The sequence below is a fragment of the Oceanicoccus sagamiensis genome, from assembly GCF_002117105.1.
In the GTDB taxonomy this organism is placed as follows: domain Bacteria; phylum Pseudomonadota; class Gammaproteobacteria; order Pseudomonadales; family Dasaniaceae; genus Oceanicoccus; species Oceanicoccus sagamiensis.
In genome coordinates this window covers 3,442,834-3,461,913 of sequence record NZ_CP019343.1, presented here as the reverse complement: position 1 = coordinate 3,461,913, position 19,080 = coordinate 3,442,834, and the positions used below count along the sequence as shown (strand labels likewise).

General features: G+C 47.4%; 19 protein-coding genes. 12 read left to right on the top strand and 7 right to left on the bottom strand.

The genetic code is table 11. The features are described 5' to 3' along the window. Positions 1-47 precede the first annotated feature (47 nt). On the bottom strand, positions 48-251 hold the full coding sequence (gene csrA / locus BST96_RS15885; protein WP_085759643.1) for a carbon storage regulator CsrA: 204 nt from the start codon (positions 249-251) through the stop codon (positions 48-50). Positions 252-707: 456 nt separating this feature from the next. On the opposite strand from csrA, the gene BST96_RS15880 reads away from it, so the two are divergent. From BST96_RS15880 to BST96_RS15855, 6 genes are all read left to right on the top strand, one after another. After that, positions 708-1,196, top strand: coding sequence for a hypothetical protein (locus tag BST96_RS15880; RefSeq protein WP_085759642.1), 489 nt, complete (start codon positions 708-710; stop codon positions 1,194-1,196). 162 nt (positions 1,197-1,358) lie between these two features. Continuing rightward, positions 1,359-1,634, top strand: coding sequence for a hypothetical protein (locus BST96_RS15875; protein ID WP_240554821.1), 276 nt, complete (start codon positions 1,359-1,361; stop codon positions 1,632-1,634). A gap of 150 nt (positions 1,635-1,784) precedes the next feature. Then, a complete protein-coding gene (locus BST96_RS15870; protein WP_085759641.1) occupies positions 1,785-2,486 on the top strand; it encodes a response regulator transcription factor in 702 nt (233 codons plus the stop codon). 5 nt (positions 2,487-2,491) lie between these two features. Beyond that, complete coding sequence (locus BST96_RS15865; RefSeq protein WP_085759640.1) at positions 2,492-3,820, top strand: ATP-binding protein; 1,329 nt, start codon at positions 2,492-2,494, stop codon at positions 3,818-3,820. 22 nt (positions 3,821-3,842) lie between these two features. Next, the gene (locus BST96_RS15860; RefSeq protein ID WP_085759639.1) at positions 3,843-4,727 is read left to right on the top strand and encodes an ion transporter; all 885 of its coding nucleotides are present in this window, start codon (positions 3,843-3,845) and stop codon (positions 4,725-4,727) included. Then, the gene (locus tag BST96_RS15855; protein ID WP_085759638.1) at positions 4,728-5,132 is read left to right on the top strand and encodes a secondary thiamine-phosphate synthase enzyme YjbQ; all 405 of its coding nucleotides are present in this window, start codon (positions 4,728-4,730) and stop codon (positions 5,130-5,132) included. Positions 5,133-5,214: 82 nt separating this feature from the next. Here the strand turns inward: BST96_RS15855 and BST96_RS15850 are convergent, their stop codons facing one another. Beyond that, positions 5,215-6,120, bottom strand: a complete 906-nt coding sequence (locus BST96_RS15850) for a diguanylate cyclase domain-containing protein (protein WP_085759637.1) — start codon at positions 6,118-6,120, stop codon at positions 5,215-5,217. Positions 6,121-6,430: 310 nt separating this feature from the next. On the opposite strand from BST96_RS15850, the gene BST96_RS21080 reads away from it, so the two are divergent. The 3 genes from BST96_RS21080 to BST96_RS15840 all read left to right on the top strand — a co-directional run bounded on the left by BST96_RS21080 (position 6,431) and on the right by BST96_RS15840 (position 9,762). Further along, positions 6,431-6,910 carry a TonB-dependent receptor gene (locus tag BST96_RS21080; protein WP_240554820.1) on the top strand — a complete coding sequence of 160 codons (480 nt, stop codon included), beginning with the start codon at positions 6,431-6,433 and terminating at the stop codon, positions 6,908-6,910. After that, positions 6,907-8,517 (top strand): TonB-dependent receptor, encoded by a 1,611-nt coding sequence (locus BST96_RS15845; RefSeq protein ID WP_240554819.1) that lies wholly within the window; start codon positions 6,907-6,909, stop codon positions 8,515-8,517. Before BST96_RS21080 ends, BST96_RS15845 begins: the two co-directional genes overlap by 4 nt. A gap of 243 nt (positions 8,518-8,760) precedes the next feature. Further along, a complete protein-coding gene (locus BST96_RS15840; RefSeq protein WP_085759636.1) occupies positions 8,761-9,762 on the top strand; it encodes an SDR family NAD(P)-dependent oxidoreductase in 1,002 nt (333 codons plus the stop codon). 90 nt (positions 9,763-9,852) lie between these two features. On the opposite strand, the gene BST96_RS15835 is transcribed toward BST96_RS15840, so the two are convergent. Both BST96_RS15835 and BST96_RS15830 read right to left on the bottom strand, forming a co-directional pair. Then, the gene (locus BST96_RS15835) at positions 9,853-10,863 is read right to left on the bottom strand and encodes a tryptophan--tRNA ligase (RefSeq protein WP_085759635.1); all 1,011 of its coding nucleotides are present in this window, start codon (positions 10,861-10,863) and stop codon (positions 9,853-9,855) included. Between the two features lie 63 nt (positions 10,864-10,926). Continuing rightward, positions 10,927-12,045 (bottom strand): tRNA-queuosine alpha-mannosyltransferase domain-containing protein, encoded by a 1,119-nt coding sequence (locus BST96_RS15830; RefSeq protein ID WP_085759634.1) that lies wholly within the window; start codon positions 12,043-12,045, stop codon positions 10,927-10,929. A gap of 77 nt (positions 12,046-12,122) precedes the next feature. On the opposite strand from BST96_RS15830, the gene BST96_RS15825 reads away from it, so the two are divergent. From BST96_RS15825 to BST96_RS15815, 3 genes are all read left to right on the top strand, one after another. Then, positions 12,123-12,911, top strand: coding sequence for an enoyl-CoA hydratase/isomerase family protein (locus tag BST96_RS15825; protein WP_085759633.1), 789 nt, complete (start codon positions 12,123-12,125; stop codon positions 12,909-12,911). Positions 12,912-13,085: 174 nt separating this feature from the next. Further along, positions 13,086-13,634: a hypothetical protein gene (locus BST96_RS15820; protein WP_085759632.1), complete on the top strand. Its 549-nt coding sequence runs from the start codon at positions 13,086-13,088 to the stop codon at positions 13,632-13,634. An 87-nt stretch (positions 13,635-13,721) separates the two neighbouring features. Beyond that, positions 13,722-14,162 carry a VOC family protein gene (locus BST96_RS15815; RefSeq protein WP_085759631.1) on the top strand — a complete coding sequence of 147 codons (441 nt, stop codon included), beginning with the start codon at positions 13,722-13,724 and terminating at the stop codon, positions 14,160-14,162. Between the two features lie 194 nt (positions 14,163-14,356). On the opposite strand, the gene BST96_RS15810 is transcribed toward BST96_RS15815, so the two are convergent. From BST96_RS15810 to BST96_RS15800, 3 genes are read right to left on the bottom strand one after another with little or no spacing between them, the layout of a single operon-like run. Continuing rightward, the gene (locus BST96_RS15810; RefSeq protein ID WP_085759630.1) at positions 14,357-15,409 is read right to left on the bottom strand and encodes a 2-oxoacid:ferredoxin oxidoreductase subunit beta; all 1,053 of its coding nucleotides are present in this window, start codon (positions 15,407-15,409) and stop codon (positions 14,357-14,359) included. Between the two features lie 11 nt (positions 15,410-15,420). Beyond that, positions 15,421-17,277 (bottom strand): 2-oxoacid:acceptor oxidoreductase subunit alpha, encoded by a 1,857-nt coding sequence (locus BST96_RS15805; RefSeq protein ID WP_085759629.1) that lies wholly within the window; start codon positions 17,275-17,277, stop codon positions 15,421-15,423. Further along, entirely contained in the window at positions 17,274-19,073 is a 1,800-nt protein-coding gene (locus BST96_RS15800) for an FAD-dependent oxidoreductase (protein WP_085760563.1), read from the bottom strand. Before BST96_RS15800 ends, BST96_RS15805 begins: the two co-directional genes overlap by 4 nt. Positions 19,074-19,080 lie beyond the last annotated feature (7 nt).

Below are 19,080 nucleotides of genomic sequence, written 5' to 3'. Positions count from 1 at the left end.
TGAGCCAGCAATCAGGCAAAAACAGTGGTAGTCAGAGAGAAATTTACTTAGAAATTTCCGTTAACCTCTTCCTTGGCACTACTGTTTTTCTCAAGCTGAATACGGTTATAGATCTCTTCTCGATGAACTTGAACTTCTTTTGGCGCATCGATACCGATTCTGACTTGATTTCCTTTTACACCCAATACCGAGATGGTTACATCATCACCGATAATAAGGTTCTCACCAATTCTACGAGTTAAAATTAACATGTTGTTTCTCGGTCCGTTATATTGTCATCATTAAAAACTACGTCGCCTTTCTAGTCGACTTGCCGCCATTCTTTCATGCTAACAACAGGCAATGCAACATAATTTTTAAAATGCGAATTGTTCGCATCCAGCGAAGGATGCACCCAAGGATAATTGACCGCCTTTTAAGGTAATTTATCCTTTCTGTTAGGCTGAATATGTCATAGAAAACATGGGTAACTTTGATAATTATCAATTTGGCAGCAATCCATCCAGATAGGCTGATTAATCGTACTATTGATAAATTGAATTTCATGTTTATCAGTATAATAAGGTATATATACAGGATATTTTCATCTCATTAATTCCTAATGCTATACTCATTTCACGGCAAAAGCGGCCAGTGTTATACGGTGTAGTAGTAAGCTGGCAGCTATTTGATGGATGCTTTAGTGACTCGGATAATACTGATAATCGATGGATAATTTAGAAACCTATAACCGTGTTTCCTCCCTGGAACGCCCGCTGCCGAAAACCCTTCTGTTAAGCGTTTATACACTGCTATTTTTCACCATCATTATGGGTGCCATCAATTTTGCTGTTAGTGCTATTGATCAACCGGTACTGGACTATATCTCGATAGCCGCATTGATTGCTTATATTTTGATCTACATCATCGATGGTCATCGCCACCGCTATTGCCAACACTGTGGCGACCGGCTTACCCGGATTACCCGGCCATTTTTGCTTACATCTAAGTTTTTATCCATGGAGGGACGTAAACAGGGAGACTATTTTTATACCCGCTCCCGTCGGCACCTATGGTCCTTAACACCGCGCTGGACAAAAATCTCCCAGCAATCGCTGGCCTGCCACCACTGCCGTCTCACAGAAGAAAAGCAGACCGAGTCCTATGAGGCCGCCAGCGAAGCAGAAATAGCCCAGCTCAGCGCCAACACCCCGTAAATTCGATCAAAACTCACCCTATCTACCCGCTTTTTAACAACAATATCCATAAAAAACCGTATTTACTGAATACCATTCAGCTTCAGTTCAGTTTCAGCTTGCCATAATCACTACAAATCAAACGACTACATCATTAAAAAACGACCATTGGAGCTTTACCTCATGAAAATGACTGCTATTAAAAAAATCATTCTAGCCACTGCGGCCCTGACCCTGAGTGCCGGTGCTTTTGCAGCCAAACCAACCAGTATCAAATATATTGAAGATGTGGTTGTTGAAAACGACATGATCTATTCTCACTATCAGGTAAAATGCTCAAACGGCAGCACGGCTGATATCAGTGCTTGGGACAACCGTAAGAAATGGTGCGTTGGTAAAGGCGGCCAAGACGTATGCAGCAAGAAGCAGATTAAAACAGCCAAGAAAGTCTGTAAGTAATCTTTCTCAGCTAATCGCAAACCTCACAATACGGCAACCCTTATGGTTTGCCGTATTTTTTTGCCTGTAGAAAACCGCCTGAAAGCCCCTGCCCTGCTACACTTCATACACACTTATTAATAAAAACACAGTAAAAGGCTCTTTCCATCCATGCGTATCCTTATTGTTGAAGACGAAGCCAATATTCGTCAGCAGCTCGCCGAATCCATGCAGCAAAATGGCTATGCCACCGATACCGCTCAGGACGGTAAGGAAGGCTTATATATGGTGGAGGAATACCCCTATGATTTGGCCATTATCGACTTAGGCTTACCTGAAGTGTCAGGTATTGAACTGATCAAGGCACTGCGCCAAATGGGCAAGACCTTTCCTGTACTGATTCTAACGGCCCGCAGCGACTGGCAAGATAAAGTCGAAGGTCTGGAGGCGGGTGCTGACGACTATGTAGTAAAACCCTTTCATATTGAAGAAGTCAGCGCCCGTATTAATGCACTGCTAAGACGCAGTGCAGGCAAAGCCACAGCTACGCTTAACTTTGGCCCCCTGACGATTGATACGGCGGCAAAGACAGCCGCTATTGATGGTCAGGCCATGACCTTAACCAGCTATGAATATAATACCTTACAGTATCTGGCTCACCATGCCGGTAAAGTGGTCTCTAAAACCGAGCTCACCGAGCACCTCTATAGCCAGGACTTCGACCGGGATAGCAATGTGATTGAAGTATTTATTGGCCGCCTGCGTAAAAAAATTGACCCACAAAATAGCTTAAAGCCCATAGCCACCGTTCGCGGCCAAGGCTATCGCTTTACTCTGGCCAGCACTGCGCCAGACTCAACGTCAGGGGATTAACCAAAGTGCCTAATACATTATTTGGTAGAGTTTTTATTGCCAGCTTTTTAGCACTGAGTTTTTTCTTTGGTTTGCTGGGTTATATTATTAACCAGCTATCACTGGAAAACGTCTACGCCGCTAAAAAGGAGCAACTACGTTTACAAAGTAATATTCTGCTTTCCTCCGCCATTATTGGTGACAATGCGATTGAGCTGCCAGACGAATTAAGAGAAGCCAGGTTTGATGACTTTGAGTCCGGATTGTATGGCTATATCAGCGATAGTCAGGGCAAGATTTATTGGAGCTCCTATTCTGCCCATACACTGGATCTAGATATAGTATTACTGGAATCCTCTATCACCGAAGCCGGCAAAGCAGAATATATTGTTTACCCGGATTATTTTGTATACCACTATAAAGTTAGATGGGAAGTGAAAGCTGATCAACCCGAGCTATTCACCTTTACCGTCATGGAAGACAGCCGGCCCACACTGGCCAATATCGAGGACTTTCAACAGGACCTGCGGCTATGGCTAATGGGTATTGGCTTAGTCTTGATTGCTTTGCTAATGCTTATCTTACGCTGGGGTACCAAACCCCTACGGCAACTGGCCCGCAATCTAAAGCAAATTGAAAGCGGCTTAAAAGAGCGCATCGAGGGCCGCTACCCAGTTGAATTAAAAGGTGTGACCAAAAACCTTAATACCCTGATCAAAAATGAGCGCAGCCAACGGGAACGCTACCACAGCACCCTCGCCGATCTTGCCCATAGTTTAAAAACTCCGCTGGCTGTTATTCAAACCGAACTTGAAACCCATCAACCTAACCCCCTGATTGCCGAACAAACACAGCGCATGGACGAAATCATTAAGCATCAATTACAACGTGCGGTGATCTCTACCCAACATGAGTTAAGCGAGAGCGTCTTAGTACAGACATGCGTCGACCGGCTGGTCAGTGCGATGAATAAAGTCTATGCCGACAAAGAGATTAACTTCAGCATTGATATTAGTGAAGGTTGTTTGTTTAAGGGCGACCCCAGAGATTTAATGGAAGTGTTAGGTAATTTGCTGGATAACGCCTGCAAAGCTTGTCTACAAACGATCCAGATAAACGCCAGTAATAACGACAAACGGTTGCGACTGGAGATACATGACGATGGTGCAGGTATTGCCCCCGAACAACGGGAGCAGCTGATCCAAAGAGGGCAGCGTGCCGATACGCAATACAGCGGTCAGGGTATTGGCCTTAATGTGGCCCATGATATTATTGAAAGCTACCAGGGCAAGCTCATTATTGAACAATCCCCTGACGGCGGCGCCCTATTCGCCTTAGAGTTTTATACCCACTAACCCTAAAGCTATACCCACAGTTATGACAACAGAGATCAGCAAAGAAAACCTCCGAGAAAAACTCTACCGAATTATCTTCGGCACCGACACGCCCGCCGGTAAGCGCTTTGACTTAATACTGATTGTCGCCATCCTGCTGAGTGTAACCGCCGTTATTCTCGACTCGATAGAAGCCTGGCAACTGCGCTATGCCATGCATTTATTTTATATTGAGTGGTTCTTTACCCTACTATTTACGCTGGAGTTTATTGCCCGCATTTATTGCTCCCCCAACCCCAAAGCCTATATCACCAGCTTTTATGGCATTGTCGATTTACTGGCAATTTTGCCGACCTATATTTCACTGTTTGTCCCCTCCGCCAGTTTACTGCTGGTGATTCGCTTGCTGCGGGTTATGCGTATTTTTCGGGTACTGAAATTATTGCAGTACAGCGGTGAGGCCAATGCCCTATTGCGTTCTTTATTAATGGCACGCCGGAAAATTTTTATCTTTCTATTTTTTGTGTTGATTCTGGTCACCATTTTTGGCTCGCTGATGTATATCATCGAAGGGCCTATTTACGGTTTTACCAGTATCCCCCGCAGTATTTATTGGGCTATCGTTACGGTTACCACCGTGGGCTACGGTGATATCACACCCCATACCATTTTTGGTCAGGCCATTGCTGCTCTCGCCATGCTGACAGGCTATGCCATTATTGCGGTACCCACCGGGATTATCAGTGCGGAATTGATCAGTGAAATGCAGCGAGAAAGAACGGTGATACGATGCAGCAACTGTGAAAGATTTGGCCATGAAGCCGATGCTGAATATTGCCGCTTTTGTGGCACCGAATTAAAATACCAGCGCAGCAACCCTATCGTCGACCCAGCCTCTAACAGCACCTCTGATAATAAGGCTTTATAGATGGTCACAACACTGTCTATTGATGTCCGCCAACAAGGCTTGTTAGCCTTTACCGCTCAAGTGCAACAACAGGTAGCGGCTTCAAACCTCACCGAGGGGCTATGCACTCTGTTTATCCAGCACACCTCAGCCAGTCTGTTAGTGCAGGAAAATTATGACCCCTCGGCGCAGCATGATCTGGAAAATTGGCTCAACCGCTTAGTGCCGGAAAATGACCCGCTGTATACCCATACTCTGGAAGGCCCTGACGATATGCCAGCCCATATTAAATCGGCATTAACCGCCACCAGCCTGTCGATACCGATTATCGAAGGGCAGTTGGCACTGGGAACCTGGCAAGGTATTTACTTGTGGGAGCACCGCCACTATCGCGGGCAGCGCAATGTGATAATACATATAGCGTAGGGTGGATTATAATCCACCATTCAAGCTATCACTTATTCGGCAGGGCATGTTTTGGGAGACGGGTGGTGGATTGTAATCCACCCTACAGGGAGACACCTTGTGCCTGATTGCCGCCCTCTTGCTGCGAGCGATAAAGCATTTCCTGCGCTTCATCCATCAAATCTTCATAACGCTTATCACGGGATGGCTCGATCGTCGCCACACCGGCACTGACCGTTAATATATCTGCAATGGTTGACGCCTGATTGGGAATCGCCAAGGCTTCTACCGCCGCCACCATCCGTTCAGCCACGACCAGAGCATTCTCCAACTCAATAGTCGGCAGCAATACCACAAACTGGTCACTCTGATAGCGGGACACCATATCCGCCGCTCGGTTGCTGCTGCCCTCCAAAGCTCTGGCAATACGTCTTAAAGCGTCGTCACCGCTACCCAAACCATTCTGGTCGTTAAAGCCGGTAAATAAATCAATATCGATACTGATTAGCGACAGCGGATAAAACTCGCGTAAGCTGCGACGCCATTCAATATCCAGATACTCATCTAAACGCTGCTTGCTGGCCAGGGCCGTTAGCGGGTCAAGGGAGGCAATGTCACTCAGTAAATGGGTTTTATGTTGCAGTTCTAGCAGCGTATTTAAGCGCCGTTCAACCACCTCAACCGGGCTGTCAGGGTTAATAACATCAACAGCCCCAATATTTAGCCACTTGGACGCCTGCTGGGTATCAGACATGATCACTATAACCGGTAGATGCTTGGTCTCATTATCGGTCTTTAGCCACAGGCAGGTTTCATGGGCGCTTTCACCCAGGCTATCAACATCAAACAATAACAGGTCAATGCCTTCGTCATCTGTGGTGACATCAATCACCTGATCGGCATTGGCGGCATAAGCCAGCGAGAGTGTTGACTGCAAATGCTGACAGAGAGCTGACTCCATCACAGCATTAGAACCAATAACCAAAAGCGTTGGCTTATCAGACGACATGTTTATACCCTTATTATTTTATCTGTAAAGAATCACAGTGCTGCCACTAAAACCCTTCAGTCAACTGCACTAAACCCCCTGATTTGGGCCGATTAAACCACCCATTAATAACCCTTAAACTTAGATTAAAAAACTAATAGATTCAAATTATTAGCTGTGAATTAGCCCGCACTAACAGCCTTCAAACTGGTCAGGCGATAAAATAGCCGCGAATTTACACAATTAGCCCTTTTTTACCGTAAACATTAAACATTGCATTCGCTATAATGCGCGCCGCTAACTTTTTTAACTAATAAAAGCCTTATTCTTTATGCCTATCATTGATATTCGCTCGGCCCTAATCACCACCTTATTAGCTTCCATCGCCCTACCCCTGCAAATCCAAGCAGCCAGCAACGATGCGATGGAGACCACGGTCGTCACCGCCACCCGAACTGAACAATCACTCGCCGATAGTGCCGCCAGCTTATCGCTTATTTCAGAACAGGAGCTGGAACAAATCTCGGCCATCCATATCAGCGAAGCATTGGCCAGAGTCCCCGGTGTCTGGATTAGCCGCGGCAATGGTCAGGAACACCTGACCGCCATTCGCTCACCGGTATTAACCGGTGCTGGCAGCTGCGGTGCCTTTACCGTGGCCGAAGATGGCGTACCGGTGCGCGCTACCGGCTTTTGTAATGTGAACCAACTGTTTGATATCAATACCGAGCAAGCCCAACGCATAGAAGTACTGCGCGGCCCGGCACCGTTTCCCACGGCTCCGATGCCCTGCATGGCGTTATCAATGTGATCAGCCAGCCCTCCGCTGCCGACCAACAACAGCTCAATCTCGAAGCGGGCTCCAATGACTACTACCGTCTTAAGTTCAGCCAGAGCGATAATGACGGCCAACATGGCTACCGCATTAACCTTAATGGCGCCCACGATGGCGGCTATAAAGATGACTCCGGTTTTGACCAGCAGAAGATGACTGCGCGCCATGATTACACCGCGGACAATCTTGCTATCAATACGCTGTTAAGTGTCAGCAATCTGAATCAGGAAACTGCGGGCTATGTTGAAGGTGAAGAGGCCTACAAAGAGAGCGACCGCCGCCGGGAAAACCCCAACCCCGAAGCCTACCGCGATAGCCAGTCCGTACGCCTGCAAAGCCGTATCGAAAAATCACTCAATAATGGCGGCTCTTTTATTATCACACCCTATGCCCGCTATACCGATATGGAATTTTTGATGCACTTTTTACCCGGCACACCACTGGAAGACAATGGCCAAAAGAGTGCCGGTGTGCAGAGCAGCTACCAGCGACAGACCAGCAATGGTCTCAGCCTGCGTCAGGGCTTTGATGCGGAGTTTACCGATGCTTATCTCAAGCAGTCACAGGAAGGCGGCTTTTCCTCCTTCCCGGCGGGCAAACAGTATGACTATGAGGTGGAAGCGATGATGCTGGCTGCGTTTATCAATGCCGATTACAGTCTTACCTCCAATACGGTGGCGTCACTGGGTGGTCGCTATGAGTTTTTAGAATACGACTATGACAACCAGATGATAGCGGGCAATACCGCTGAAGACGGTTCGGTATGTATTAATAGCCGCTCCGGCGCCGAGGGTTGCCGCTATACCCGCCCTGAAGATAGCAAAGATGACTTTGATAATATCTCCGCCAATGCCAGTATCAACCATCAGTTTAGCGAGCAACTTAACAGCTATATCCGTTTTGCCCATGGCTTTAGAGCGCCACAGGCCACTGAGATGTACCGTTTACAGAATGGCCAAATGGAGGCGGATTTAGACTCGGAAGAAATCAATAGTATTGAATGGGGTCTGCGGGGCAGCCACGATACAGTGCAGTACAGCCTGACCAGTTTCTATATGAAAAAGACCAATGTGATTTTCCAGTCCTCTGATCGCCTGAATATCGATGATGGCCAGACAGAGCATATGGGAGTGGAGTACGACCTGTCCTGGCAGCTAGGCCAGCAGTGGGATATTCGTGCCTCCGGGACCTTTGCCCGTCATGAATATACCAGCGATGTCAGTTTGTTTGGTTCGGATGACGCTATCAATCTGGACGGCAACGATGTTGATACGGCGCCGCGCAGAATGAGCACGGTTCAGTTGGGCTGGCAGCCCACCGACACTACCCGGGCGGAACTGGAGTGGGTATCGATGGGCAAGTACTACACCGATATTGATAATCTGCATAGCTATGAAGGCCATGACCTTTATCATTTAAGACTGCGCCAGCAGCTCAATAGTAATATTAGTGTTGGTATCAGGGTCAATAATCTGACCGATGAGGACTATGCCGAGCGGGCGGACTTCTCTTCCTTCTCGGGTGATCGGTATTTTATTGGTGAGCCGCGCTCTTATTACGCCGATATTGCTATCCAATTCTGATTATCACCGCCACTTTGTGAGCCAATCCACAAGATAGGCAGCCCATTCTGGCGGGCTGCCCAATCACTGTTATATTCAAGTTATAGCGTTTTCACAGCTCCCCTGCTTTTGCTCTCCCCTCGAGTAAAAGCCAACCGCCTTTTTAAGGCGGTTTTTTTATACCTGCAAAACATCCATTTCTGGAATAGAATCGTAAGTGTCTTAAATGTTATTCCTTTAAATCCACCTGCGAAGAACCTGACTATGCCCTATAAAAACATTAATCGCCGCCAGTTTGTTCAACATTCCACCACCGCTGTTTTAGCCACGGCTTTAGCCCCGCAGCTGCTTGCGCAAACCGCCAACCCGCCAATGGGAAAATTTGGCGCCGAATCCACTGCTGAAGAAGTCACTGAAGGTATTGACCTGACCGGTAAAGTCGCTGTGGTTACTGGCGGTAATTCCGGTCTGGGCTATGAAACGATGCGTGTGCTTGCCTTGCGTGGCGCCCATGTTATTTGCACTGCAAGAACACTGGAAAAAGCCGAGAAGGCCTGTGCCAGTATCGAGCAAGGGAAGGCCACCCCTGTGGTGATGGAGCTAACAGACCACGCCTCTGTCAGAAGCTGTGCCAAAGCCATTAAAGCAATCAGCCCCACCATTGACATGCTGATCTGTAATGCGGGTATTATGGAGCTGCCTGAACTGGAGTTGGTCAATGGTGTAGAAAAGCAATTTGCCGTCAACCACCTTGGTCACTTCCTGTTTACCAACGAATTACTGGATCAGGTAACAGCAGCTGAACAGGGACGTATTGTGATTGTTAGCAGCATGGGTTACCAGTGGGCACCTGAAGGGGGTATCGTATTTGATAATCTGGATGGCAGCAAAGGTTATGAGCCAATGAAAGCTTATGGCCAATCCAAACTGGCCAACTCGCTGTTTGCCCTGTCGTTATCAGATAAGCTTGCCAATACAACCGCTACCGCAAACTCTATTCACCCAGGTATTATTAATACGAATCTTGGTCGTCACTTTCCGGCATGGAAGCGTATTGCCGCCAGCTTAATAGGTTGGACCTTTATGAAGTCGGTTGAAGCCGGTGCCGCCACGTCTTGTTATGTAGCCACTAACCCTGCTTTAGAGAAAGTATCGGGCAATTACTTTGAAGATTGTAATCCGGTAACACCTGAAGGGCCTTATATGCTAGATAAGGATTTGGCTGCCAAATTGTGGACGACTTCAGAAGAACTGACACAAGCGTAGGGTGGATTATAATCCACCAAGAAACCGGCATCGAAGAGGTGGATTTTAATCCACCCTACAACCGCAGCTCCTCTCCGGAGGAGTAGCGGTTTATTTTAGGATGGGCGCTATACCTACCGCTGTGCGTACTTTCTTTAACAAGGCTGAAGCATACTCACGGGCTTTTTCGCCCCCCTTCTGCAACTCCTGCTCAATAAAATCACCGTCGGCCATCAGCTCTTCATAACGTTCGCGGGCCGGGCCAACCTCTTCATTAATCAAAGCAAACAACTCTTTTTTGGCCTGCCCCCAGGCAATACCGTTAGCAAACTGGTCACGCATATACTGGGTTTGCTCTTCATTAGCAAAGGCCTGCCAAATTTGGAATACGGTAGAATCTTCGGTGTCTTTGGGCTCACCCGGCTCTAGCAAATTGGTTTTGATTTTATTGATATGCTTTTGCAGTTTTTTCTCAGTCAAAAACAACGGGATAGTATTGTTATAGCTTTTACTCATTTTGCGGCCATCAAGGCCATTGAGCACAGCAACATCGTCACCAACATCAGCTTCGGGCAAGACGAACAAATCGTCAAAGTGATGATTAAAACGCTGGGCAATATCACGGGCCATTTCTACGTGCTGAATCTGGTCTTTGCCAACAGGAATTTTTTTACCGTTAAACATTAAAATATCCGCAGCCATTAACACCGGGTAACTAAATAAACCCATGGTGATCGCCTTATCAGCATCTTCACCTTCGTCGATATTGGCTTGTGCCGCCGCTTTATAGGCATGGGCGCGGTTCATTAAACCCTTGGCCGTCATACAGGTTAAAATCCAGCTTAGCTCGGTAATTTCCGGCACATCTGACTGACGGTAAAAAGTGCTGTTATCGGTATCCAAACCCAGCGCCAACCAAGTGGCTGCAATTTCCTTGGTGGATTGTCTGACCTGTGCAGGGTCATGACATTTAATTAAAGCGTGGTAATCCGCCAGGAAAAAGAAGGAATCAATATCACTGTGTTTGCTGGCTTCAATAGCCGGTTTAATAGCGCCCACATAGTTACCCAGGTGAGGCGTACCTGTGGTGGTGATACCGGTTAATACACGTTCTTTAGTCATAACAATAACAACATCATTTGGGGTTTATAAAAGGGCTTAGTCAAAGCGCGCTTATAATACTGTTTACAGATTGGCATGGCTATGGATAGTTTCGGCAAAAGCTTGTGAATACTGCTGACCAAGACAGGCGATGGAAAACCTTTCAACCGACGGCGCACTGGGTAGCTGAGCAATCTCTTTTAACCGGGCCAGTTCGCTAAGTTGACTGGCCAAGGCATCAGCTTCCTGCTCGACATCCTCTAAACCAGGGTATAAATAGGTGTCAGCAAACCACTCGCTATAGCAAAGCCGATTGGGTAGCAAAGGAATACAGCCAGCAGCTACTGCCTCCAATACCGCCATCCCCTGAAAATCATGCAATGCGGTCGAGAGTGCGATATCACAGCTTGATAACAGCTGCTGGTACGCCGCACTATCCTCGATAAAACCCCAATGCTTAAGGGCCCCGGGATAAGACTCGCGAAGATAAGCTTCCATCTCGGCAAACACCGGAGGTAACTGCCTGAATTGCTGACCAACAATATGCAGCTCTATCTTTACACCGGCACCTAACACACGCTTAATCGCCGCAAACAAACGCTCAGGGGCTTTGTCGTACTCCCAGCGGTGATTCCATAACACCTGCAAGGGAGCCTTGATATCCCGTGCAGCCTTAAGCTCGGGGAAACGTAGCGGCACTGGCAAAATATCACTGATAGGTGCAAGGCGCTCCATCAGGCCCGGAGGTACCTGATCCGGCATTTTTTTTAATAAGGCCCCTACCCCGGATAAAAAAGTCTGCCGATTATAGTCACTATTAAAGACCACCCTATCCGCCGCCAGAGCGGTATAGAGATTTAATATCTGTGGCTCTATCGAGCTGTGCTGTTGTTGGCTGGCAGGATAGGCAAACTGGTTTTCATGGAAATATACCAGGGTGGGAATACTGGCTAACGAGGGAACAAAGCCGCGCAGGGAGGACAGATCCACCATCGAGGTGGCTATCAGCAAATCATACTCCTGTGACAGAATATCGCGTTCGCTAAAGGCCCAGCTTAAGCTATTACCGCGCACACGCCAGCTAAAATACCGGGCCGGCAAGCGCAGCACTGTCCACTGATCCTGGTCAAAGTGCTGCTCCAGTACCTCACACCAATGCCGATGACTGGCCGCATCATAGGCTGACAACAACAAGATTTTCATTTAAGCTCTGCGCACTCTTTTTTCAATTAACCTGACTCATAAATACCGTTAATAAACGCATAAAAACAGGATTTACCATGGCTGACTTTGAAGCACTATTATTCGAAAAAAACGACGGCGTAGCCAAAATCACCCTAAACCGTCCCGATGCCGCCAATGGTATCAACTTACAACTGGCAAAAGAAATGATGCAGGCGGCCAATGCGATTGATGATGACCCCTCTATCAGGGCTGTATTGATTACTGGCAGCGGCAAGCTATTCTGCGCCGGTGGTGATTTAAAGAGCATGGCGGGGGCTGATAGCCGCAGCGCACTGCTTAAAGAGATCACCTTTTACCTGCATGGCGCCCTATCACGTCTGGCCCGTAATAATGCCCCCGTGGTGGTTGCGGTCAATGGCACCGCCGCTGGTGCCGGCTTTAGCCTGGCGGTAGCCGGGGATTTAGTCTTGGCAGCCGAGTCGGCCAAATTTACTATGGCTTATACCGCCGCTGGCCTAACCCCTGATGGTAGCTCCTCTTATTACCTGCCCCGTCTGATCGGCATGCGCAAGACCCAGGAACTAATGATTACCAATCGGGTATTAAGCGCTCAGGAGGCTCTGGATTGGGGCGCTATCAACCGTGTTGTGCCTAACGATGAACTTCAGGCAGAAGCAGAAGCACTGGCCAAACAACTGGCTAACGGCCCCACCCAGGCCTTTGGAGCGGTTAAAAAGCTGCTTATGACCACCTTTAGCAACGGCTTTGAAACACAACTGGATATGGAAGCTAACTTTATCGCCTCCATGACCACCATCCATGATGGTAACGAAGGCATCAATGCTTTTAGTGAGAAACGAGCACCTGAATTTAAAGGTAATTAATACCGCCCCTCCTGCCCTTTCAGATGGCTAATATCTAGCCATCTGAAAGCATTTCATGTATACTTCGCCGCCGTAAAAGAGCGCAGTAGCTGGTCTAGTCTGGAATACACCCCAAAGGCCAAAGCACTTTCTCGCACCTGATTTTGAACCTGTTGATATACCGAGGTACCTACCGTGGCGTCAGCCGAACAACTAGAAGCATTGATTAATCTTGAGAACAATCTTAAGGCCCAGTACGAAAAGAAACTGACCGCTGAGCGGTATAAAACCGAAGAGCAGTTGGAAGCTAAAGCCAAGTTACAGGCGACTATTGCCCAGCAAGCCGCTGAAATTAACGAGCTGAAAAGTGGCGGCACTGATATTAAACGCCTTGAGCAGGAAAACCGCGAGCTAAGCAATCGCTCTGAGAACATCAAAAATGAGTTCGACGCTTTGCGAGCTAAGAATAAAGCTGCACAGAAAGAATTAGGCACCCTTAAGTCAGAAGTCAAAGAACTTAAGCAACTGGATGCCAAAAAGCTTAAGAAGAACCTGGTTGAAACCAAGAAAAAGCTGGAAGAGCAGCGTAAAGCCAATGACCTGCTAAGCAAGAGTAATAAAGAATACAAGCAGGAAAGCTACGAGTACCAAAACACGATTGCTAACCTTGAGAAAGAAATTGAAACACTCAAGCCTGCTGAAGAAGCGGAAAAGGTGGAAGAAAAAGAGTTAGCTGAAGCCTAAGTAACTCTCTTCAAAAAAAGGCCCCGATGGGCCTTTTTTATTGGGTGACATATAATCATCCCAAGCCTGAATATCTGGAGAACAATAATGCGCTACTTACACACCATGGTAAGAGTCAGTAACCTCGAACAATCACTAGCATTCTACTGTGATCATCTAGGTCTGGTAGAAGTTGCTCGCTGGGATAATGAAGCCGGCCGCTTTAGTTTAATCTTTCTTTGCGCGCCAGAGGATGTTGAAACTTTTGAACAACATAAATCCCCCGCTATCGAACTCACCCATAACTGGGATGATAATAGCTATGACGGTGGCCGCAACTTTGGTCATCTGGCATTTAGAGTTAAGAATATCTATGAGGCCTGCCAAAAACTCATGGATGCAGGAGTTACGATTAACCGCCCACCACGTTGCGGTCATATGGCTTTTGTACGCTCGCCGGATAATATTTCTATTGAGCTGCTGCAAGAAGGTGGTTCGCTGGAACCAACTGAGCCCTGGGTATCAATGGACAATATTGGCGAGTGGTAATAAGCACTTTCATTCCCACCTAAACGCCCCGTAGGGTGGATTATAATCCACCGGCTCGAGAGCCAGAAACAGGGCCTGGTGGATTATAATCCACCCTACTCGCCCTGTCTTGCTGCGCAACTCACCTTGTTTGCGGGAATAACGGCCATAAAAAAACCGCTTAAAAAAGCGGTTTTTTTATGGCTTGAAAAGTATTAACGAAGGCTCTCGTTAATGTTCTTCAATACATTATTACCCGGACAAAGATCAGCTTCACCCAAAGAACGAAGAGCCTTATTAGAAGTCTCAATGGTTTCATGAAGCTCCCTTGAATCAGGGTCCATATATAACAAACCCGTTAGAATCTGATCATTGGCCTTATAGTCCTTAATTAAACCCAATGCAGAACGACGACTGTGAATATCCAACTTATCATCGGCTTTATGCAAATGCACGACCGAACCATCATGCAAAGTCACTTCCTGAGAAGTGCCCGGGTGATAGCTGGTAGTAATCTCTTCTTTCATGGGCACAAAATCAACGGTGCCGGTTGCTGCCAAATGATCACGCACATGCTCGTAACCTTTAGTAGAGCCCGGATTGTTGTTAAAGGTAACACAAGGAGAAACCACATCAATAAAAGCAAAACCCTGATGAGAAATAGCGGCTTTAATTAACGGTACCAACTGCTCTTTATCACCAGAGAAACTTCTGGCGACAAAGGTTGCTCCCAACTGCAACGCCATACTGGCAAGATCAATCGGCTCAAAGGGGTTAGGCTCGCCTTTTTTGCTCTTGGAACCTATATCAGACGTTGCCGAGTCCTGACCTTTGGTCAGGCCGTAGCAACCGTTATTCTCAACGATATACATCATATTTAAGTTACGGCGTACAGCATGGGTAAACTGCCCCATACCGATAGAGGCGGTATCACCATCACCGGATACACCGACATAAATCATATCCCGGTTGGCCATATTCGCACCGGTGGCAACCGAAGGCATACGACCGTGAACGGAGTTAAATCCGTGTGAATTGCCGAGAAAGTAAGTGGGTGTTTTGGAAGAACAACCAATACCGGACATTTTGGCCACATTATGAGGCGCAATCGACAATTCAAAAATGGCCTGCACAATAGCACCACTAATTGAATCGTGACCACAACCTGCACATAAGGTTGAAATAGCCCCTTCGTAATTTTTCTTGGTGTAACCCAAATCGTTAACAGGTAACTCTGGGTGACGGAAACTTGGCTTTAAATAACTCACTTTAGATCACCCTACTTTTTATTAGTTTTTGAACGCAAGGGAGTAACCTTGGCGCCACTGATATGACTTTCGACTTTCTCCTGAATATAACGGGCCGTAATGGGCATACCGTCGTAATTCAGTACCGGAATTAAATGCTTGGGGTCGATATCACAATCATTTACCAGCAGCGAACGCATCTGCGCATCGCGGTTTTGCTCAACCACAAATACCGTTTCGTGATTGGCAACAAAGTCTTCAATCTCCTGATTAAAAGGGAAAGCTCGAATACGACAAGTATCAACAGTGATACCGCTTTCTGCCAGATAGTCAGAGGCTTCCCTCGTCGCATCAGCACTGGTACCAAAATGCAGAATACCGACACTGCTACCGCCTTCACAATTTATAATTTCAGGCTTGGGAACAAGACCTTTGGCCGTTTCCCACTTATGCAGCAAGCGCTCCATATTTTTCACATATTCGCTGCCATCTTCGGTATAAACCGCATATTCATCACGGGAAGTACCTCGGGTAAAGAAAGACCCTTTAGTGGGATGAGTACCCGGATAAGTCCGGTAAGGAATACCGTCGCCATCAACATCCAGATAACGACCAAACTTCTCGGACATTTCTTCCAACTGTTCAGCATTAAAGACTTTACCGCGGTTATATTCGCGCTTGTCATCCCACTCTAAAGGATCAGACATATTGTCATTCATGCCCAAGTCCAAATCGGTCAGCATAATAATCGGCGTCTGTAGATGGTCAGCCAGATCAAAGGCTTCAGCGGTCATATCGAAACATTCTTTTGGCGTTGATGGGAACACCAACACATGCTTGGTATCACCGTGTGATGCATAAGCACAGGCCATAACATCAGACTGCTGTGTACGCGTAGGCATACCCGTCGAAGGGCCACTGCGCTGCACATCAATCAATACCGTGGGTATCTCAGCAAAATAAGCCAAGCCTAAAAACTCACTCATCAGTGAAATACCGGGACCGGAGGTTGCCGTAAAGGCACGCGCACCATTCCAGTTAGCACCAATAACCATACCAATGGCCGCCAACTCATCTTCGGCCTGTACAATGGCGTAGTTTTTCTTGCCGGTGCCAGGATCAATCCGCAGGCGCTTACAGTATTTCTCAAAGCCTTCAACCACCGAGGTTGATGGCGTGATGGGATACCACCCTGCCATGGTAGCACCGCCATAGACAGCACCCAGACCACAGGCCGTATTTCCATCAATCAGGATTTTCTCACCAAGATTATCGCGGCGTTCCAGCGTCACACCCAATGGGCACTGGATATTTTCCTGAGCATACTGAAAGCCTAACTCCATCGCGTGAATATTAGGAGCAATTAATTTTTCTTTGCCTTTAAACTGGTCGGCAATCAAACCGGTCAGTACGTCGAACTCGATATTGATTAATGCAGCCAGCGCACCCACGTAGATAACGTTTTTAAATAGCTGACGCTGACGGGCATCTTTATATTCATCCAGACAGATTTTGGTCAGCGGCAAACCGATAAAGGTAATATCGTTGCGCAACAAACGTAGATCCAGAGGCTTGGTATTATCATAGATAAAATAGCCGCCGGGTGAGACTTCCTGAATATCTTTGGCCATGCTCTGTGGGTTAACACAGACCATAATATCGATACCGCCACGGCGACCCAGATAACCCTTGTCGCTAACGCGCACTTCATACCAGGTCGGAAGACCCTGAATATTGGAGGGAAAAATATTTTTTGGGCTGACTGACAAGCCCATCCGGAAAATCGCTTTAGCAAACATATTGTTCGCACTGGCTGAACCGGTACCGTTAACGTTGGCAAACTTGATAACCAGGTCGTTGACGGAGGTGATGTTGTCTACTTTACTCATGATACTACTCCGCCTTCATTACCGGCCTTCGTTACTTCATACATAAACTTCTGCATATCCCAGGCTGCGGTTGGGCAGCGCTCGGCACATAAACCACAGTGCAGGCAAACATTTTCGTCCTTCACCATAATGCGCTTGGTAGGCAGCTGATCGGTAGAAATATAAAGGTCCTGTGCAAGGTTGTTAGCAGGAGCCGTTAAGCGTTCACGCAACTCGGCTTCTTCAGCAGGTGCAGTAAAGGTAATACAGTCTGTAGGGCAAATATCCACACAGGCATCACACTCAATACATTTGGATTCGGTGAACACGGTTTGTGCATCGCAGTTTAAGCAGCGCTGGGCTTCAGCAAAACCGGTGTCGGCGTCAAAGCCTAATTCCACTTCCATTTTACGGTCAGTTAAGGATAACTGCACTTCAGCATGAGGCACCGCATAGCGCACATCATCAACAACGCCGCTATCGTAGCTCCATTCGTGGATACCCATTTTCTGGCTAACCAGATTAGTACCCGGCGCCAAACGATCGGCCACACTTTTGCCGTTAAGGAATAAATCAATCGAAACCGCCGCCTGGTGGCCGTGGGCTACCGCAGTGATAACATTTTCAGGACCAAAGGCCGCATCACCACCGAAGAAAACTTTTTCATTGGTAGACTGGAAAGTGTCGGTATCAACAACAGGCATATCCCACTTACCAAACTCCAGACCCAGGTCACGCTCAATCCACGGGAAGGCATTATCCTGACCGATAGCGATACATACATCATCACATTCAATCAGCTCTGGCGCTTCACCTAGCGATACCAAAGAACGCTTGCCGTTGTCATCGTACTCAGCGCGAACTTTATCAAACTTCATACCCACCAGTTTGCCATCTTCAACCACAAATTCTAATGGCACATGGTTTTCAAACATGGGGATACCTTCACGCTCGGCATCTTCAATTTCCCAAGGGGAAGCTTTCATTTCTGTTTTGGGGCTACGCACAACCACTTTTACGTCTTGCGCACCTAGACGCAGTGATGTACGACAGCAATCCATCGCGGTGTTACCACCACCTAACACAATCACTTTCTTGCCGATTTTTTCACGGTGTTCAAAAGCAACGCTGGATAACCAATCAATACCGATATGAATATTATCGCTGCCCTCTTCACGACCAGGGATATTCAAATCGCGACCACGAGGAGCACCGGTACCAACAAAGACCGCGTCGTAGTTTTTATCGAGAATGCTTTTTAAGCTATCCACATAGGTGTTGAACTGTGTGACCACACCCATATCAAGAATATAATTAACTTCCTGATTCAGTACCGTTTCAGGCAAACGGAAGGAAGGAATCTGGCTGCGCATAAAACCGCCACCCAGTGGTTGGTCATCGTACAGGTCGATTGAATAACCCAGTGGCATCAAATCACGGGCTACTGTTAACGAGGCAGGACCACCACCGATCAACGCAACGCGCTTACCGTTTTTAGTGCTGGGGATTTCCGGCATTTGCGCATCGACATCGGCATCGTCTTTGTTATCAGCGGCAACACGCTTCAAACGACAAATCGCCACAGGCTGTTCCTCAACGCGACCACGGCGACAGGCTGGCTCACAAGGACGGTCACAGGTTCTACCCAGTACGCCAGGAAACACATTGGATTCCCAGTTCACCATATAGGCATCGGTATAACGACCGGCTGCGATTAAACGAATATATTCCGGTACAGGTGTATGCGCTGGACAGGCATACTGGCAATCCACCACCTTGTGGAAGTACTCAGGATCTTTAATATCTGTTGGTTTCAAAACTACA

Coding starts and splice junctions, on each gene's coding strand:
- csrA (WP_085759643.1), bottom strand. CDS start 251: ATGTTAATTTTAACTCGTAGAATTGGTGAGAACCTTATTATCGGTGAT.
- BST96_RS15880 (WP_085759642.1), top strand. CDS start 708: ATGGATAATTTAGAAACCTATAACCGTGTTTCCTCCCTGGAACGCCCG.
- BST96_RS15875 (WP_240554821.1), top strand. CDS start 1,359: ATGAAAATGACTGCTATTAAAAAAATCATTCTAGCCACTGCGGCCCTG.
- BST96_RS15870 (WP_085759641.1), top strand. CDS start 1,785: ATGCGTATCCTTATTGTTGAAGACGAAGCCAATATTCGTCAGCAGCTC.
- BST96_RS15860 (WP_085759639.1), top strand. CDS start 3,843: ATGACAACAGAGATCAGCAAAGAAAACCTCCGAGAAAAACTCTACCGA.
- BST96_RS15855 (WP_085759638.1), top strand. CDS start 4,728: ATGGTCACAACACTGTCTATTGATGTCCGCCAACAAGGCTTGTTAGCC.
- BST96_RS15850 (WP_085759637.1), bottom strand. CDS start 6,120: ATGTCGTCTGATAAGCCAACGCTTTTGGTTATTGGTTCTAATGCTGTG.
- BST96_RS21080 (WP_240554820.1), top strand. CDS start 6,431: ATGCCTATCATTGATATTCGCTCGGCCCTAATCACCACCTTATTAGCT.
- BST96_RS15840 (WP_085759636.1), top strand. CDS start 8,761: ATGCCCTATAAAAACATTAATCGCCGCCAGTTTGTTCAACATTCCACC.
- BST96_RS15835 (WP_085759635.1), bottom strand. CDS start 10,863: ATGACTAAAGAACGTGTATTAACCGGTATCACCACCACAGGTACGCCT.
- BST96_RS15830 (WP_085759634.1), bottom strand. CDS start 12,045: ATGAAAATCTTGTTGTTGTCAGCCTATGATGCGGCCAGTCATCGGCAT.
- BST96_RS15825 (WP_085759633.1), top strand. CDS start 12,123: ATGGCTGACTTTGAAGCACTATTATTCGAAAAAAACGACGGCGTAGCC.
- BST96_RS15815 (WP_085759631.1), top strand. CDS start 13,722: ATGCGCTACTTACACACCATGGTAAGAGTCAGTAACCTCGAACAATCA.
- BST96_RS15805 (WP_085759629.1), bottom strand. CDS start 17,277: ATGAGTAAAGTAGACAACATCACCTCCGTCAACGACCTGGTTATCAAG.